The 16,564-nt window shown below is 64.9% G+C and carries 15 protein-coding genes; 6 read left to right on the top strand and 9 right to left on the bottom strand.

The window, feature by feature from the left end; translation table 11 throughout:
* Position 1: 1 nt before the first annotated feature.
* Genes GJ668_RS04285 through GJ668_RS04275 form a run of 3 tightly spaced genes read left to right on the top strand, consistent with a single transcriptional unit; the run spans position 2 to position 2,192 of the window.
* Positions 2 to 745, top strand: coding sequence for a flagellar motor protein (locus tag GJ668_RS04285; protein WP_186342885.1), 744 nt, complete (start codon positions 2 to 4; stop codon positions 743 to 745).
* A 9-nt stretch (positions 746 to 754) separates the two neighbouring features.
* Positions 755 to 1,678, top strand: a complete 924-nt coding sequence (gene motD / locus GJ668_RS04280) for a flagellar motor protein MotD (protein ID WP_155448874.1) — start codon at positions 755 to 757, stop codon at positions 1,676 to 1,678.
* A 31-nt stretch (positions 1,679 to 1,709) separates the two neighbouring features.
* Positions 1,710 to 2,192, top strand: a complete 483-nt coding sequence (locus GJ668_RS04275; protein ID WP_155448873.1) for a chemotaxis protein CheW — start codon at positions 1,710 to 1,712, stop codon at positions 2,190 to 2,192.
* Positions 2,193 to 2,290: 98 nt separating this feature from the next.
* Here GJ668_RS04275 and GJ668_RS04270 read toward each other — a convergent pair whose 3' ends face one another.
* A complete protein-coding gene (locus GJ668_RS04270; RefSeq protein ID WP_155448872.1) occupies positions 2,291 to 2,587 on the bottom strand; it encodes a hypothetical protein in 297 nt (98 codons plus the stop codon).
* 132 nt (positions 2,588 to 2,719) lie between these two features.
* Here GJ668_RS04270 and GJ668_RS04265 point away from each other — a divergent pair, with 132 nt between their 5' ends.
* From GJ668_RS04265 to GJ668_RS04255, 3 genes are all read left to right on the top strand, one after another.
* Positions 2,720 to 3,178 carry a DUF2802 domain-containing protein gene (locus GJ668_RS04265; protein WP_155448871.1) on the top strand — a complete coding sequence of 153 codons (459 nt, stop codon included), beginning with the start codon at positions 2,720 to 2,722 and terminating at the stop codon, positions 3,176 to 3,178.
* Positions 3,179 to 3,246: 68 nt separating this feature from the next.
* The gene (locus GJ668_RS04260) at positions 3,247 to 6,390 is read left to right on the top strand and encodes a glycosyltransferase (protein WP_155448870.1); all 3,144 of its coding nucleotides are present in this window, start codon (positions 3,247 to 3,249) and stop codon (positions 6,388 to 6,390) included.
* Complete coding sequence (locus GJ668_RS04255) at positions 6,387 to 8,942, top strand: glycosyltransferase (protein WP_155448869.1); 2,556 nt, start codon at positions 6,387 to 6,389, stop codon at positions 8,940 to 8,942. Before GJ668_RS04260 ends, GJ668_RS04255 begins: the two co-directional genes overlap by 4 nt.
* 7 nt (positions 8,943 to 8,949) lie before the next feature.
* On the opposite strand, the gene yihA is transcribed toward GJ668_RS04255, so the two are convergent.
* The 8 genes from yihA to GJ668_RS04215 form a co-directional block, all read right to left on the bottom strand.
* Positions 8,950 to 9,606 (bottom strand): ribosome biogenesis GTP-binding protein YihA/YsxC, encoded by a 657-nt coding sequence (gene yihA, locus GJ668_RS04250; RefSeq protein ID WP_155448868.1) that lies wholly within the window; start codon positions 9,604 to 9,606, stop codon positions 8,950 to 8,952.
* Between the two features lie 61 nt (positions 9,607 to 9,667).
* On the bottom strand, positions 9,668 to 10,153 hold the full coding sequence (gene moaC, locus GJ668_RS04245; RefSeq protein ID WP_155448867.1) for a cyclic pyranopterin monophosphate synthase MoaC: 486 nt from the start codon (positions 10,151 to 10,153) through the stop codon (positions 9,668 to 9,670).
* Positions 10,154 to 10,235: 82 nt separating this feature from the next.
* Positions 10,236 to 10,784, bottom strand: coding sequence for an inorganic diphosphatase (gene ppa, locus GJ668_RS04240; RefSeq protein WP_155448866.1), 549 nt, complete (start codon positions 10,782 to 10,784; stop codon positions 10,236 to 10,238).
* A 95-nt stretch (positions 10,785 to 10,879) separates the two neighbouring features.
* Entirely contained in the window at positions 10,880 to 12,133 is a 1,254-nt protein-coding gene (locus tag GJ668_RS04235) for a diphosphate--fructose-6-phosphate 1-phosphotransferase (protein WP_186342881.1), read from the bottom strand.
* A 107-nt stretch (positions 12,134 to 12,240) separates the two neighbouring features.
* On the bottom strand, positions 12,241 to 13,446 hold the full coding sequence (locus tag GJ668_RS04230; RefSeq protein WP_155448865.1) for a UbiH/UbiF/VisC/COQ6 family ubiquinone biosynthesis hydroxylase: 1,206 nt from the start codon (positions 13,444 to 13,446) through the stop codon (positions 12,241 to 12,243).
* The gene (gene ubiH / locus GJ668_RS04225; RefSeq protein ID WP_155448864.1) at positions 13,439 to 14,671 is read right to left on the bottom strand and encodes a 2-octaprenyl-6-methoxyphenyl hydroxylase; all 1,233 of its coding nucleotides are present in this window, start codon (positions 14,669 to 14,671) and stop codon (positions 13,439 to 13,441) included. Before ubiH ends, GJ668_RS04230 begins: the two co-directional genes overlap by 8 nt.
* A 2-nt stretch (positions 14,672 to 14,673) precedes the next feature.
* Positions 14,674 to 15,984 carry a Xaa-Pro aminopeptidase gene (pepP, locus tag GJ668_RS04220; protein WP_155448863.1) on the bottom strand — a complete coding sequence of 437 codons (1,311 nt, stop codon included), beginning with the start codon at positions 15,982 to 15,984 and terminating at the stop codon, positions 14,674 to 14,676.
* Positions 15,981 to 16,487: a UPF0149 family protein gene (locus GJ668_RS04215; protein WP_343032174.1), complete on the bottom strand. Its 507-nt coding sequence runs from the start codon at positions 16,485 to 16,487 to the stop codon at positions 15,981 to 15,983. The genes pepP and GJ668_RS04215 overlap by 4 nt, the downstream gene beginning before the upstream one ends.
* Positions 16,488 to 16,564 lie beyond the last annotated feature (77 nt).

Genomic DNA, 16,564 nt, shown 5'->3' with positions numbered 1-16,564 from the left:
CGTGGACATTCTGAGCCTGATCGGACTGCTGTTCGGGCTCGTGGCCATCCTGGGCGGTGTCATTGCCAAGGGCAGCTCGGTCGAGGCGCTGTGGAATCTGGCCGCGTTCCTGATCGTCGTGATCGGCACCCTGGGCGCGACCCTGGTGCAGACACGGGTGCCGGTCTTTATCCACGCCTTCAGAATGTTCCCCTGGGTCTTCAAGCCGCCACGCCTGGAGCCAAAGCGCATGATCAAGCACGTCGTTGACTGGTCCCATATTTCGCGCAAGGAAGGACTGCTTGGATTGGAGGAGCGCTCGGACAAGGAGCCGGATCCTTTCGTGCGCAAGGGGTTGCAACTGCTGGTCGACGGCGCCGAGCCGCAGACACTGCGTCAGGTGCTGGAGTCCGATCTCGACAACAGCGAGTCGTTCGATCTGCAGGGGGCGCGGGTCTTCGAGAGCATGGGGATCTATTCGCCGACGCTCGGCATCATCGGTGCGGTCATGGGGCTGATGGCGGTGATGCAGAATCTGGCTGAACCAAGCAAGCTCGGCCAGGGAATCGCGGCGGCCTTCGTGGCAACCATCTATGGCGTGGGGCTGGCCAATCTGTTCTTTCTGCCGGTGTCGAACAAACTGAAATCCATCGTCCAGGCGCGCGTCAACTATCAGACCATGCTGCTCGAAGGTCTGATCGCGATCGCCGAGGGCGAAAATCCGCGTAACATCGAGAACAAGCTCAACGGTTTCATTCAAGGGTGAGTCGAGACCATGGCGCGGCGCAAACGGCACGAGGAGCATGTCAATCACGAGGCCTGGGCCATTCCCTATGGCGATCTGGTGACGCTCTTGATGGCCTTCTTTGTGGTGATGTATGCCGTTTCAGTCGTCGATGCCGGCAAGTACCATGTGCTCTCTGACTCCCTGATCGAGGCCTTCGGTGCGCCGGCGGCCATTGATCCGATCCAGATCGGCGAGCCGACCCTGGAGCCAAATCCAATCAGCGAGGACGTGAACCGCTCGCTCGCCCCGGTCGAGGTCATCGTCGGCCGTCCGGCCGAGCAGGCACCCGAGCCTGAACCGGGCTTCGAGCCATTTTCGCCGACCGATGTCGCGCTCGCCGCCCTCATCGGCGCGGCCTCGGACGAAGAGCGCGGGCGAATCCTCGGCGAGATCCAGGAGATGTCGGAGGAGCTGGAGGAGGCGATGGGTTCGCTGATCGAGGCCGGCAACATCGAGATCAAGCGCCAGCCCTATTGGCTTGAGGTGTCGATCAATAGCAATCTACTCTTTTCGAGCGGCTCGGCGACACTGGAGTCAGCGGCGCGACCCGCCTTAGCGGACGTGGCCAGACTGCTCGGACGACGCGACGTGCGCATCCATGTCGAGGGGCACACGGATAATCTACCGATCAGCAACACCATCTATCCGTCCAACTGGGAACTGTCTTCCGGACGCGCGGCGACCGTGGTCAACCTGTTCGCCCAGAACGGCGTGGATCCCGAGCGCATGGCCGCCATCGGCTATGGCCAGTTCCACCCCCTCGAGAGCAACACGACCGAGACCGGGCGTGCGCGTAACCGGCGGGTTGCGGTGATCGTGTTGCCAGGTCTACAACAGGCGCGCTCCAGCGAGCGGACTGAACCCGAGCCGCTGACATCCGATCTGGAGGCCGGAATCGGCCGGATCCAGTGACGCCAACAACGATGAACCGAGAACAAATACCATGACCGCATCTGATTCGCAGGCAAGCCACCTGGGAGGCTCCTCGTCCTATGTGACCTTCAGCCTGTCCGACGAGACCTATGCCATTGATGTGCTTCAGGTCCAGGAAGTGCTCAAGCTCACCGAGATCGCGCCCGTCCCCGGCGTGCCCGACTACATCCTGGGCATCATCAACCTGCGCGGCGACGTGGTGACGGTGATCGATGCGCGTCGGCGTCTCTCGCTGCCGGTGCGTGACCCGGACGATGCCTCGCGGATTGTGATCATCGATGTCGACAACCAGAACATCGGCATCCTGGTCGACTCAGTGGCCGAGGTGGTGCAGATCCCGGTGGCCGCGATCGATCCAGCCCCTGCTGTCGGCAACGATCAGACCAGTCGTTTCATCCTGGGTGTCACCAGTTCAGATGACGGTCTGACCATCCTGATCGATCTCAACAAGCTGCTTTCCGACGAGGAGTGGGCGAGTTTGCGGGATTTTTGAAACTGGACGTCCGCACCAGCCATCGCTCATGTTTTGGCGCCGCAAGCCGATGCCTTCAGTAAGCTGTTGTCATAACACCTGTGCTGTGTGTTCGAGAGTCAGCCATGAGCGAGCCCATCAGAGACGTGAGGCCGGTTCAGGCCCAAACACCCTCGCGGGCGCCGGAAGACGATCAGGAACGCCAACTGCAACAGCAGCGTACCTGGCTGTTGCGTCGGCGTTCCGATCGCCGTCGTCAGCGCCGCGACGAGCGCCGTACCCAAGAGCGTCGGTTCACCGAGCGCCGGCTCGGAGAGCGGCGTATCCATGAACGTCGCGCAGAGGAACGGCGCCTGGACGATCGTCCAGACGGAGACCGGCGTGTGCATGAACGCCGTCAGAATGATCGGCGCCAAGGCGATCGACGATCGGTGGATCGGCGAGCCGGCTTACGCCGCCTCAGCGAGATGCGAGCGAAGCGCCCGGACGCACAGCGCCCGGTCGTCCGAGGCCGAGGTATCATTGACGACTATGCTTGAATCCCGGCGATGGATGGTTTGATCGACGCGATCCGGATTGATGCGCTTTGGGTCGCGCTGCCGGCGCTGCTCATCGCGGTGCTGGCCGGTTGGCTGGCCGTTCGCGCCCGAACGCAGCTCCGCACCCTGGAAGAGCGGATGCGCGTGATGCGCCACGAGCAGTTGGAACTCAATACCTCGATACTCTCCCTGCATGGCGCGATCAAGGCGGTGGCCGATGACGTCATCGATCAAGGTCAGCATCAGTCCAGCGTCAAGCGTGCGCTCGATCGACTCGCCGATCAGCAAAGCGAGCTGCGTTTGCGAAACGTCGACGAAGGACTCTATGTCCAGGCCATCGAACTGATCCGTCTCGGGCGTGGACGTAGTGAGGTCCGTAAACTCTGCGGCCTGACCCATGCCGAGGTCGATCTGCTGTTCAGTCTGCATAGCACCAGCCTCGTGCGCGATTCGTCCGTCACACGCTAAACCCGCTTGATTGGCATGGTGTATCATCCGTGGCTCGATGATCTTCTATTGAGCCATTTCGACACGCGATGAGCCGTCCCCATCCGGAACGATTCGATCTCCCCGCCCATCCTCTCATCTCGATCCTGATCCGCACCATGGGGCGTGAGACCCTGGTCGAGACGCTCGACTCGGTCGCGGCCCAGACCTATCCTCACATCGAGGTCGTGCTGATCGATGTTCGGGGAAGCGGTGAACTCGACGCGAGCGCCGCGTGCGGCGCTTTTTCGACACGCCTGGTCTCCAGCGGGCGCCGCCTGGGACGTGGCGCGGCGGCCAATCTGGGTTTGGATTCAGCTCAGGGCGACCTGCTGCTCTTTCTCGATGACGACGACTGGCTCCTGCCCGAGCATGTCGCCGGTCTGGTCGAGGCCATCCAGGCCACCGAGGGCGCTCTGGCCGCCTATGCCGGGATCGAGTGCCGGCGTCCAACGGCCAAGGGTGGCTGGGAGATCGCGCATGTCTTCAATCAACCCTATGATCCGCTGCGCCTCCTGTTCGAGAACTATCTGCCGATCCATGCCGTGCTCTTTGCGCGTGCGCTGGTCGGTGAGTCGCTGCTTTTCGATGAGTCGCTGGAGGTCTACGAGGACTGGGACTTCTGGGTCCAGTTGAGCGCGCTCACGCCGCTGATCCATGTCGAGCGCGTGACGGGCGTCTACCGCATCCAGAGTGCGAGCGGATTCGGTCTGAGCCGGAATGATGCGCGACTGGAGCGCGGGCTGGCGGCCTTTTTCGACAAATGGCGTCCGCGCTGGACAATCGAGCAGGTGCTCGGCCTGGTCGACGCTGCCAAGCATCAACCTATGTATCATCAGCTACGCGATCACTGCGCAGCCGAGAATCGTGCGCTGGTCGAGCAGACCCACGAACTGCGCCGCGAACGCGAGGACTGGAAGATCCGCCATGCGCTGCTGGCCGCCGAGAAGCGTGTGCTCGATGAACAGATCCAGGGATTGCATGAGCGCCTCCTCAACAGCGACGCGCGTTATCGTGCCTTGGAGTCGGCGCGCCGCACCGAGCGCGAACTGCTCGATCTGCTCGGTATCCAGTCGCTGCGTGAGGCTGTTCAGTGTCGCGACGATCTGGCGCACCAGCGCGCGTTGACGGGACGTCTCCTGTGGCTGACCGATCTCGCCAGTCGCCCCTTGAACGCTCCCTATCGCTGGTTCCAGTCGGCCTTTGCGCCGCTCTCGGGTCCGGTTTCGCGTCTCGGGTCACATGTCGAGCATCTCAGCGAGATCATCCGCTTCCATGGCCCTGGGCCGGTCGCGCGTGCGCTTACGGCCAAGCTGAGCCGAGCAAACGGGCCGCGGCCTCCGGGTCTTGGCGCGCTCTGGCAGGTCGCACGCATCGCCGCGCTGCGACTCAATCCCCAGCCACAGCCGCAGGTCGCCCTGCTGATCGATCTCGAACAGATCTGTATCCAGACCTTTTGGCTGCTGGATGAACTGAATCAGAGCCGTTACACGCCACCATTTGTGCCGATCTTCCTGCATCCGCCGGGCCATGCGCTCGGTGAGCTGCTGGAGCGCTGGGCACCCGAGGCCCGTCATCTCGCGCTCGACCCGGACGCAGACCTCATGGAGCGTTTCGAGACCGTGCTCGACGCCTCCAGTGCCGAATGGGTCATGCGGCTCGACTGTCTGGAAGCCAGGCCACGCGACTGGCTGTGGCGTCTGCTCCAGAGCACTCGGCAGGCCGACGGCGACGCACTCGCCGTCGGTGCGATCAGCGCCAAGCTGGTTGGCGGCGATGGCCGGCTGCTCGAAGCGGGACGGCGACGTGCCCCGGATGGCCAGTGCTGGCCGATGGGGGCCGGCGGCGATCCGCAGGCGCCCGAATACAACTATCCGCGTGTTCTGGAATCCGCCTCGGAGATCGGATTGTTGCTGAATCGGCGCGCTCTGGAATCGGCGCTGAGCGCGGACCGCCGTCCAACTGAGATGCCTGAACTCCTGGAGCAGCTGCGCGCGCAGGGTCAGAGCATTCTCTATCAGCCCGAGGTGACGCTGGTACGCCCAGACCAGGGAGCGGCCACGCCGAGCGCACTGGATGCGGCCAATCAGCGGCGTGTCCTGGTGATCGACGCCGTGATGCTGACCCCGGACCAGGATTCAGGCTCGCTGCGCATGTTCAATCTGCTGGAGACCTTTCTGGCGCTCGGCTGGCATGTGGGTTTTGCACCCTCCAATCTCGAATACGTCGAGCCCTATGGTTCCGCGCTCCAGCGGCGTGGGGTGGAGGTGCTCGCCGCGCCCGGCATCGAGTCGATCCACGCCCATCTTCAAGCGCGTGGCGATGAATACGATCTGGTGATCCTGAGCCGGGCGAATGTCGCCAGTCAGTTCCTTGATACCGTCAGACACTATGCGCCCCAAGCCGAGGTCTGGTTCGATACCGTGGATCTGCACTTTTTGCGCGAGCAGCGTGAGGCTGAACTCAAGAAGGATCCGGCGGCCGTCAAGCGTGCCGCCCGACGCCGTCAGCAGGAACTCGATCTGATCGCGCGCACCGACCTGACCCTGGTCGTCAGTCCCATCGAGCGCGAACTGCTGGCGCGCGAGGCGCCGGAGGCACGCTTGGAGATCCTGAGCAACATCCACGACACCCACCCGACACCGGCCGGCTTCGACGAACGCGATGCCATCGTCTTCATCGGCGGCTTCAACCACGACCCGAACGTCGATGCCGTGCGTTACTACGTCAAGGAGATCCTGCCGCTGGTCGAGGCTGAACTGGGCCAGGTGCCGACCTTCATCATCGGCAGCCGTCCACCGGAGACGATCCAAGCGCTCGACGATCCGAGCCGGGGTCTGTGCATCACCGGCTATGTCGAAAACGTCACGCCCTATTTCGAACGCGCGCGTCTGTCGATCGCGCCGCTTCGCTATGGGGCCGGGGTCAAGGGCAAGATCAACATGAGCATGGCCTATGGTGTGCCGGTGGTGGCCACGCCTTGCGCAGCTGAGGGTATGTCCCTGAGCGCCGAGACGGACATCCTGATCGGCGAAGATGCCGCCGCCTTTGCTGCCGCTGTGATCCGGCTCTATCGTGAACCCTCGCTGTGGGAGCACCTGGCGCGTGCCGGACTCGACAACATCGAGCACCATTTCTCGCGCCGACTCGCGCGCGCCACACTGGAGCGGCTGCTCATGGAGCCTGAGGGATGAAGATTCTGCTTATCACCCACGGCGAACCGCTCGACCCCGCACGCATTGCTTCAGGCAACAGCGTCCGTGCCCATGGGTTGGCGCTCGGACTCATCGAGGCCGGTCACTCGGTCGTGCAGGTCTATCCCGAGGCGTTGGGCGAGCCGACGGCGCTGATCGCCGAACGCGGTCTGAGTGCGCGCTGTTATACCGATCGCGAGACGCTGGCGGCCCTGATCGATGCCGAGGCGCCGGACGTGCTGATCCTGGGCTATTGGGAGCTGATCGAACTCCTGCCCGAGTCGCTCGCGGTGCCGATCGTGCTCGACGTGGTGGCGCCTCGGATTTTGGAAGCCATGTATCAGGCGCATCTGGATCTGGCCGACGAGGTCCGACGCACGCTCCGCTGTTATCGGCGCGCCGATCGCTTCCTGGTCGGCAACCAGCGTCAGGCCAGTTTTCTGCTGCCCTGGCTGCTGCTGGCCGGATTCGACTGTCGCGCCGGCGCGCCGATCGATGTGCTGCCCATTTCGGCAGGCTTCGAGTCATATCAACCCCTGAGTTATACCCCTGACACCCGGTTGTGTCTGGTCGCCGGCGGTGTCTCCTGGCCCTGGCGCCGTACCGAGGACTGGCTCGATCCGCTGGTGTGGGCGCTGGAGCGTCATGGTCAGGGGCGGGCGGGACTGATGATGTTCTCGGGACAGTATGTCTATGCCGCCGATCAGCCGCCGCCGGCGCTCGGCGAGCGTGAACAGACCTGGCCGGAGTCTATCGTCGAGCGTCATGGCCTCCAGCCCTATGGTGCGCTGCGCGACAATCTGCGCCGCGACTGTCATATCGGGCTGGAACTGGCCGATGAGAACCCCGAGCGCTGGCACAGTCAGTCGTTCCGCGCCATGGAGTTCCTGAGCCTGGGTCTGCCGCTGATCTGTAACGGCTATACCGAGCTGGCCGGGCTGGTGCGCGACTATGATGCCGGCTGGGTTGTCGAACGGGTCGAGGATATCGACGGGTTGATCGCCAGAATCCTGGCGCATCCCGAGTCGATCGCGGTCAAGTCGGCCAATGCGCTGAAGCTGGTCGAGGAGCGTTTCCACTATGCTCGAACCATCCAGCCCGTGCTCGCGTTCCTGGCCGCACCGACCCGCGCCTGTCCGGGCAAACCGCTGATCGATCTGGAGCCGCCGGCGCCGTCCGCAATGGCCGGCGAAGTCTCCACTGTGCCCGCTGTCGCGAGCGCGCCGGTCGTCGATACGCAGGCGCCCACCGCGTCCGCACGGCTCAAGACGCTGGCGCGCGCTGCGTTAGGCCGGGCGCGGCCCTGGCTCAAACCGCTCGTCACGACGCTGACGCGCGGAATCGGTCGTCTTGGCCGGCGCCGTGCCGTGATCCTGGTCTCGCGCTCGGACATCCGCCCGACCAACCATGGCGCGGCGGTCAAGATCGAGCGCACCGCCTGGGGACTCTCGTTCGCGGTCGAGGCTGTCTATCTGCTCAGCGAGGACCGCGCCTGCTATCACGAGGTGCGTCAGGGACAGGTTGTCGAGCGTGCTTTTCCGCGCTGGCTGAGTGCGCTCGGACCGGACCCGGAGCAGGTGCGCGCCGTCCTGCTCGATTCCGGCATCCCGGCAGACGATGCCTTTCTCTATCGTCCAACCGCCGATTGGAGCTTCATCGCACGCACGCTCTATCTGGCGCTGCGTACCGGCGCGCGTGTCTATCAGGCCGAGTTCCCCGCCTATGGGCGCGCGACCTGCTGGGCACGCGATCTCCTGGGCGGCCGCGCGCTCCTGGTCGAGCACAATGTCGAGTATCAGCGTCTGGCCGATCAGGTGCCGGATCTGTCCCGGCATGGCTATGACATGCTGCGCAAGATCGAACTGGGCTGGTGCAACCGCTCGGATGCAGTCATCGTCGTCTCCGAGGCCGATCGCCAGCGTTTGCTGGCCGATGGCGTGGCCCCCGAGCGTCTGCATCACATTCCGCATGGGGTCGATCTCGACGGCTTCGAGCGTGCCGAGCCGCTGGATCTCCATGCGCGCTATGACATCCCGACCGAGGACGCCATCCTGGTCTATCACGGCATCTATCTTTATCCGCCCAACCTGGAAGCGATGGAGGTCATGGCGGGCGAGATCCTGCCGCGACTCGAACAGCTGGGCGTGGCGGTGACCGTGCTGGCGATCGGTGCGCATCCGCCGGCGCGTGAACTCCATCCGCGTCTGCGCTTCACCGGCCCGGTCGAATCGGTCGCGCCCTATCTCAAGGGCGCGGATCTGGCCGTGGTGCCGTTGCAGAAGGGCGGGGGCACGCGCATGAAGATTCTCGACTATTTCGCCGCTGGACTCGCCGTCGTGAGCACCGCCAAGGGCGCCGAGGGCATCCCGATCACCTCGGGGGTCGAGGCTCTGATCGTCGACGACCACGATGCCTTTGCTCAGGCGGTGGCTGAGTTGCTGGCCGATTCCGCACGGCGCGCGCGGCTGGGAGCGGCCGCGCGCGACTTTGTCGCGCCACTGGACTGGCGGGCGATCGCCGCGCGCTATCTGGCGTTGGTCGAGACAGTCTGACGCGCTTTCAAGCGGCGTCTGGAGACGGGGATGCGCCGACGTGCAGCCAGCGATCCAGGATGGCCTGGACTTGCGCAAGACCCTGGCGCTCGGGCGCCGAGAAGAGCTGGACCTCGACCTGACCGGACGCGTCGCTCACGGCCCGCTCGACGGCCAAACGCGCGGCGTTGGCTGCGCCGCGCTTGAGCTTGTCGGCCTTGGTCAGCAGCAGCAGAATCGCAAGACCCGCGCGCCGACCCCAGGCGAGCATCTGCAGGTCGTAGTCGGTCAGCGGATGGCGGATGTCCATGACGATCACCAGTCCGACCAGCGACTGGCGGTGCTCCAGATAGTACGAGAGATGGCGCTGCCATTCGCGCTTGATACGCTCGGGCACCTTGGCATAGCCGTAGCCGGGCAGGTCGACCAGACGGCGCTCGTCGTCGAGCTCAAAGAAGATCAACTGCTGGGTGCGACCTGGGGTCTTGCTGGTTCTGGCCAGCGAGTTCTGATGACAGATGGCGTTGATGGCGCTCGACTTGCCGGCGTTCGAGCGCCCGGCGAAGGCGACCTCGCGTCCGGCGTCGTCCGGAGCCTGATGGAGCTGGACGGCGGCCGTGAGAAAATGAGCACCCTGGTAGAGGGCGTGGAAGCGCGTCGGCGGGTGTGGGCGAGTGTCGTGCATAGGCTCTGGATTCAGGCGAGTGACGGACGTGACCACCGAAGCGGCGTGAGGGATCCGGATATCAAGGCGCGTCCTGGGTTTCGCGTCTCCAGTGTCCGGAGCGTCCGCCCGCCTTTTCGACGAGCTGGACGTCGCTGATGCGCATGCCGCGATCGATGGCTTTGCACATATCATAGATCGTCAAGAGGCTGATCTGTACCGCGCACAGTGCTTCCATCTCGACGCCTGTGCGACCCTGGGTCTCAACTGTGGCGCGACACCAGACCGAGGATTCATCGGCGACGGGCGTCAGCTCGATCTCGACGCGCGTGAGGCTCAATGGATGACAGAGCGGAATCAGGTCGGCCGTGCGCTTGGCCCCCATGATGCCGGCGAGCCGCGCGACTCCGAGCACATCGCCCTTGGCGTGCGCGCCCTGTTCGATCAGGGTCAGGGTCGCCAGCTGCATCTGAATGCGACCCTCGGCCAGCGCGCGTCGGGCCGTTTCAGGCTTGGCGCCGACGTCGACCATGTGGGCCTCGCCGCCGGGCGTGAAATGCGTCAGCATCGAAGCGCATCCCTTGAGTATGAGCTGGGTGCCGTGGCGCTGGCCGCCGGCACCTCAGCCGTGTGGCATGGAGAGAGGCGCGTCAGAAGGCCGGCTTCTCGGGGGCGTCCTCGAACATCTTGACGCTTGACAGGATTTCCTGACACGCCTCTTCGCGGTCGCCCCAGCCGCCGACACGCACCCACTTGCCTTCGTCGAGATCCTTGTAGTGCTCGAAGAAGTGCGCGATCTGGTCGAGCAGATGCTGCGGCATGTCGCGGAAACTCTCGACGTTGCGATAACCCTTGAACAGCGTGTCGATCGGCAGCGCCAGGATTTTGGCGTCGTCGCCCGACTCGTCGGTCATCTTGAGCACGCCGATCGGGCGGCACTTGATGACCGAACCTGGGATCAACGGATAGGGCGTGACTACGAGGACATCGACCGGGTCACCGTCCGAGGACAGGGTGTGCGGAACATAGCCATAGTTGCAGGGATAGTGCATGGCCGTGGACATGAAACGGTCGACGAACATGGCCCCGGTGGCCTTGTCCATCTCGTACTTCACGGGTTCCGCATGTGCCGGGATCTCGATGATGACGTTGAGGACATAGGGGACGTTGTCCCCGCGTGAAACCTTGGACAGATCCATGAAAAAGCCTTTGAATGCGTCAGTCGGCGGCCTGTGACTGCCGAAATGGTAAAAACGTCAATTATAGTCCAAATGGGCCTTGATAATCTCAATCCTTAGAGTTCGAACACGCTGAGCTTGCGTTCGACAGCCGCGTTTTTGAGCGTGACGTACTTAGGCAGGCCGTGCTCGAAGGGCGGATAGTCCTCGCCCTGGATGAGCGGGATCAGATACTGCTTGCAGACCGGGGTGATGCCGAAGCCGTCTTCGGTGATGAAGTCGCGCGGCATGAACTTCTCGACGTTAGCAACCTCCGACAGCGGCGCCTCGCCGACCTCCCAGGCGTAAGGGTCGTTGCTGACACGCTTGACCGTGGGCATCACGGCATTGTGACCGGCGAGCGCGAACTCGACCGCCGCACGCCCCATGGCATAGGCCTGCTCGACGTCGGTCTTGGAGGCCAGATGACGCGCCGCGCGCTGGAGATAGTCGGCCACCGCCCAGTGGAACTTGTAGCCCGTGGCCTCCTTGACCATGTTGGCCACGACCGGCGCCGCGCCGCCGAGCTGCGCATGGCCAAACGCATCGCGCGTGCCCTGTTCGGCCAGGAAACGTCCGTCGGGATACTTGGCGCCCTCCGAAACCACCACGGTGCAATAGCCGTACTGCTCGACCTTGGCCTTGACGGCGGCCAGGAAGCGCACCTGATCGAATTCGATCTCGGGGAAGAGGATCAGCACCGGGATGTCGTGATCCTCGACCAGACCGCCGGCGGCCGCGATCCAGCCGGCGTGTCGGCCCATCACTTCCAGCACGAACACCTTGGTCGAGGTCTTGGCCATGGAGCGCACGTCATAGGAGGCTTCCAGCGCCGAGGTGGCGATGTACTTGGCCACCGAGCCGAAGCCGGGGCAGTTGTCGGTGATCGGCAGGTCGTTATCGACCGTCTTGGGCACATGGATGGCTTGCACCGGATAGCCCAGGCTCTCGGAGAGTTGCGAGACCTTGTAGCAGGTATCGGCTGAGTCGCCGCCGCCGTTGTAGAAAAAGTACCCGATGTTGTGGGCCTTGAAGACCTCGATCAGCCGCTCGTACTCGCGCCGGTTGGCTTCCAGGCTCTTCAACTTGTAGCGGCAGGAACCGAAGGCGCCGGAGGGCGTGTAGCGCAGTGCGGCGATGGCCTCGTCGGACTCCAGGCTGGTATCGATCAGATCCTCGGTGAGCGCACCGATAATGCCGTTGCGCCCGGCGTAGACCTTACCCAGGCGCACTGAGTACAGGCGCGCGGTCTCGATCACGCCGCAGGCCGAAGCGTTGATAACGGCGGTCACACCGCCGGATTGGGCATAGAAGACGTTTTTGGCGGACACGATGATTCCCTCGCGGTTCGTTGCAGTAGATCAGGATCAATGGGGCGCTGGCGTCGTCGATTTTATACCGATTCCCTATGACGGTTCGGTTGCACAGCCGGCACGCTTCACGCGCCCGGCTCGCGTCCGAGTCCCAGCGCCTGGGTCATGAACAGCCGCTTGAGCGGCTCAAGACGATCAGTGGCGCTCAGACCCAGTCCGCGCGCGCGAACGACGGCCGGCTCCTCGCTGCCGAAGAGCTGCTTGAAGAGATCCATGGCCTGGAGCATGAGCTGGTTCTCACCGCGCCGCGCGCGTTCGTAGCGGCGCAGGGTCCAGAGTCCGGCGATGTTGCGGTCGTGCGCCAGTCCGGTCTCCAGGGCCGAGGTCAGCGCGGCCGCGTCCATGAAGCCGAGATTGACGCCCTGACCGGCGAGCGGGTGGATGGCGTGGGCCGCATCGCCGATGAGCGCGACGCCCGGACGTACATAGGTCTTGGCATGTTGCAGCCGTAGCGGGATGGCGACGCGCGGGCTGTCAAGCGTCAGGGGGCCGAGCCGAAGCTCGGAGGCCTCGCTCAGTGCCGCCGAGAACGCCGCGTCATCGAGCGCCATGAGTTCAGCCGCGCGCGCGTCGTCAGCCGACCAGACGATCGAGCAGCGCCCGTCGGCCAACGGCAGCAGCGCCAGCGGACCGGTCGGCAGAAAGCGCTGCCAGGCCGTCTCACGATGCCACTCAGTCGGCCGGACATGGGCGACGATGGCGCGCTGGCCATAGTCCCAACCCTCGGTCTCGATCCCGCACAATGCGCGTACCAGCGAATCGCGTCCATCGGCGCCGACCACCAGCCGGGCATTGATGATCTGCCCGTTGGTGAGGATGAGCCGGGAGCCGGCGATATCGCGCTCCAGGTCGACGATGGCCGCCGGGCACAGGAGCTGGACGTCATCGGCGTTTTCGAGCAGCTCCCAGAGCGCGAGTCGAACCACGCGGTTCTCGACGATATGGCCCAGGTCGCGCTCGCCGAGTGCCTGGCTGTCGAAATGGATGTGTCCGCCACCGAGCGCGTCCCAGACATGCATCTCGCGGTAGGAACTCACACCGAGTTCCTGGATGCGGTCCCACACGCTGAGGCGTTCGAGCAGATATTGGCTGGCGCGGCTCAGCGCCGAGACCCTGGGGTCGATCTCGCCGACGGGCCAGTGTTTTTCGGGTTCATGCGACTCGATGAGGGCGATCGACAGCCCGCGGCCTGACAGGTTGGCCGCGAGCGCGGCGCCGACCATACCGCCGCCGACCACGACGACATCGAAGGACATTTGGATCTCAGACATGGCGAGCCTCCAGTGGCAGTCCGCGTGCCAGACGCGGCAGCGAGCCTTCCAGTCCCATGAAGCGTCGCGCCAGCCGATGGCGTGCCGCCGGCACAAGATCCAGCCCCAGCAGTCCCAGATTGCGCGCGATCCGCACCGGACGCCAGGGCACGACGAATAGCCGCGCCAGCGCATCAGTCAGGCGCGCGGTATCGGCCTGATCGCGACCGCGCCAACGTCGGTATTCGGCCAGCGTGCCGCTCGCGCCAGGATCGCCGCCATGCCGCGCGGCTTCGGCCAGGGCTTCGGCCAGGGCCGCCACATCGCGCAGACCCAGGTTGAAGCCCTGACCGGCGACCGGATGCAGCGTATGGGCCGCGTTGCCGATGAGCACCAGACGCTCGTGGATGGTCTCGCGCACCAGCTTGAGCTTGAGCGGATAGGCTTGACGCGGCGAGGGCGCGCTCAACCGACCGAGCCGCTGGCCAAAGCGCGCCTGCAAGCGCGCGATGAAATCGTCATCAGTGAGCGAGAGCAATTCGGTCGTCTGTGCCGGACGACAGGACCAGACCACCGAATAGCGCCCGCCGGGCATGGGCAGCATGGCTAAGGGGCCGGTGTCAGTGAAACGCTCGAAGGCCTGACCGGGGCGCGGGCGGTCTGCGGTCACGGTGGTGATGACGGCGTCCTGTCCATAGTCGTGTCCATCGACCTGAAGTCCCAGCCGCTCGCGCACGCTGGAGTCGCCGCCATCGGCGGCCACCAGCAGACGGGTCTCGACGCGCCGCCGTTCGTCCCCGAGCTGGAGGTCGAGCTCGACGTGTTCGGCGCGGACCTGATGATCGAGCAAGCGGGCCGGACGCAGGATCTGGAGAGTCGGTGCCCGTTCGAGCGCGGCCTGGATCGCGCAATCGATGGCGCGCGCCGGTGTCACATAGCCGAGCGCCTCGACGGCTTCCTCACGGCGGTCGAGCCGGCTGAAGCCGCAATGCCCGCGATCCGAGATATGTACGCGCTGTATGGGTTCAGCCACGGGCGCCATGGCCGGCCAGAGGCCCAGGCCACCGAAGATCCGCCGGCTGCCGAGCGACAGCGCGATCACGCGCTCGTCCGGACCCGGTTGGTTCGGCGCACAGGGCGGCGCGGACTCGATCAGCGCCACCCGCAGCGGCAGGCCACGCAGCGCGCTGGCCAGACTGCTGCCGACCAGACCACCGCCCACGATCACCACATCGAACTCAGCCATCATCAACCCCTGTACTGCATCAGTGTCTCGATTGCCTCGGGATCCTTGGGCGCCGCCTCCGACAGGATCTCGGGATCCTGCTCAGTGATGAGCACATCGTCCTCGATACGCACGCCGATGCCGCGATAGGGTTCGGGCACCGCCGCGTCGTGCGACAGATAGAGTCCCGGTTCCACGGTCAGCACCATGCCCGGCTCCAGCGTGCGCCAGTCACCGTCGCGCTTGTAGGCGCCAACGTCATGCACGTCCATCCCCAGCCAGTGGCCGGTGCGATGCATGTAATAGGGCTTATGTGCTTCGTCCTTGATGAGATCCCGGGTCTTGCCGCTCAGGATACCCAGCTCCACCAGCCCCTTGATCAACACCTTGACCGCCGCCTCGTGCGGTTCGTTCCAGTGCCGTCCCGGACGCGCGCGCTCGATGGCGGCCTGTTGCGCCCTGAGCACCAGCGTGTAGATGGTCCGCTGCGCCGGACTGAAGCGCCCGTTGACCGGAAAGGTGCGGGTGATGTCCGAAGCATAGCCGTCGAGCTCGCAGCCGGCATCGATCAGCACCAGATCACCGTCGCGCAGTGGTGCTGAATTTTCGACATAGTGCAGCACACAGGCGTGCTCACCGCCGGCGACGATGCTTGGGTAGGCCAGATGACGCGCGCCGGCCATGGCGCACTGATGCTGGAATTCGGCCTCCAGGCGCGCTTCGTTCAGCCCAGGGCGGCACAGACGCATCAGATGGCTGTGCGCCTGTGCCGAGATCCGGGCTGCACGGCGCATCACGGCGATCTCGGCGGGGCTTTTGAACAGGCGCTGCTCGTGCAGGACCGATTCGATGGTGACGAAGGTCTCAGGGGCTGTGGCGCCGGTGCGTGCGTTGGCACGCACCTGCCTGACCCAACCCATGATCCGGGCGTCCAGCGCCGAATCCGTCCCAACCGGATAGTAGAGTCGGCGGCATCCGTCGATGAGCCTCGGCATGACCGTGTCGAGCTCGCTCAAGGGATGCGCCTCGTCGGCGCCAAAGTGCTCGACCGCGCCCTCGATACCGAGGCGCGCGCCATCCCACTGCTCGCGCTCCGGATCGCGCGGCCGGCAAAAGAGGATGAACTCGCCCGCCTTGCGCTTGGGGGCGATCACCAGCCAGGCGTCCGGCTCGGGGAAGCCGCTCAGATAGCTGAAGTCGCTGCTCTGACGAAAGGGATAGTGGACGTCGCGATTGCGCGTCACCTCGCTGGCCGCCGGCAGGATGACGAGGCTGTCGCGACCGATCGACTTGGCCAGTGCCCGACGTCGGCGTCTGTATTCGGAACGGGTCATACGGGGTCCGTCTCTTGGCCGGCAGCAATCGGCGGGCCGCTGTGTGTCGGCGCGCGAACGACGGCGCGCTCGTGGTGGATCAGCATGGCCGCCACGCGGATGAATTCACTCACCTCGGCGAGCGCCTGCTCGTTCTCTTCGCTATCCTCCAGCGCATCGAGATCGATCTGGGTGATGGCGGCGAGATCGTGCAGGATCTCACGTCCCTGTGCAGAGAGATCGGACTTGGAGAGCGACAGCAGACCGAGCGCGTACAGAAAACCGCGTACCCAGTCATAGAGCCAGAGCGCGCGCTCGCCAAGCGGGGCCGATTCGTCGGGGGAGGGGAGCTGGACGAGCGGCTCGGAGGTTTGAAAGTCACGTTCGATGGCCAGACCCCAGGCGCGCAGGGCCGCACGCGCCTCGGCGATGAGCGTCTCCCCCGCGTCGGCTGTAGGGGCGACCTGCCCGAGCCAGGACTCCAGGGCGTGCGCGTCACCGCCGCAGATCAGGCCGCAGAGGATTCCATGCGCCTCGCTCGGCGTTGGATTCAGCGGCCCGGCGTCGAGATAGCGGGCGATGTCAGGGGTGATGATGTCCG

The organism is Allochromatium palmeri (assembly GCF_009720725.1).
Lineage (GTDB): Bacteria > Pseudomonadota > Gammaproteobacteria > Chromatiales > Chromatiaceae > Thermochromatium > Thermochromatium palmeri.
Note: the sequence above shows the minus strand (reverse complement) of the source record. Positions and strands in the feature narration are given on the sequence as shown.

Bases quoted from the DNA above. Each gene is read 5' to 3' on its own strand.
- motD (WP_155448874.1), top strand. From the start codon at position 755: ATGGCGCGGCGCAAACGGCACGAGGAGCATGTCAATCACGAGGCCTGG.
- GJ668_RS04275 (WP_155448873.1), top strand. From the start codon at position 1,710: ATGACCGCATCTGATTCGCAGGCAAGCCACCTGGGAGGCTCCTCGTCC.
- GJ668_RS04265 (WP_155448871.1), top strand. From the start codon at position 2,720: ATGGATGGTTTGATCGACGCGATCCGGATTGATGCGCTTTGGGTCGCG.
- GJ668_RS04260 (WP_155448870.1), top strand. From the start codon at position 3,247: ATGAGCCGTCCCCATCCGGAACGATTCGATCTCCCCGCCCATCCTCTC.
- GJ668_RS04255 (WP_155448869.1), top strand. From the start codon at position 6,387: ATGAAGATTCTGCTTATCACCCACGGCGAACCGCTCGACCCCGCACGC.
- yihA (WP_155448868.1), bottom strand. From the start codon at position 9,606: ATGCACGACACTCGCCCACACCCGCCGACGCGCTTCCACGCCCTCTAC.
- moaC (WP_155448867.1), bottom strand. From the start codon at position 10,153: ATGCTGACGCATTTCACGCCCGGCGGCGAGGCCCACATGGTCGACGTC.
- ppa (WP_155448866.1), bottom strand. From the start codon at position 10,784: ATGGATCTGTCCAAGGTTTCACGCGGGGACAACGTCCCCTATGTCCTC.
- GJ668_RS04230 (WP_155448865.1), bottom strand. From the start codon at position 13,446: ATGTCTGAGATCCAAATGTCCTTCGATGTCGTCGTGGTCGGCGGCGGT.
- ubiH (WP_155448864.1), bottom strand. From the start codon at position 14,671: ATGGCTGAGTTCGATGTGGTGATCGTGGGCGGTGGTCTGGTCGGCAGC.
- pepP (WP_155448863.1), bottom strand. From the start codon at position 15,984: ATGACCCGTTCCGAATACAGACGCCGACGTCGGGCACTGGCCAAGTCG.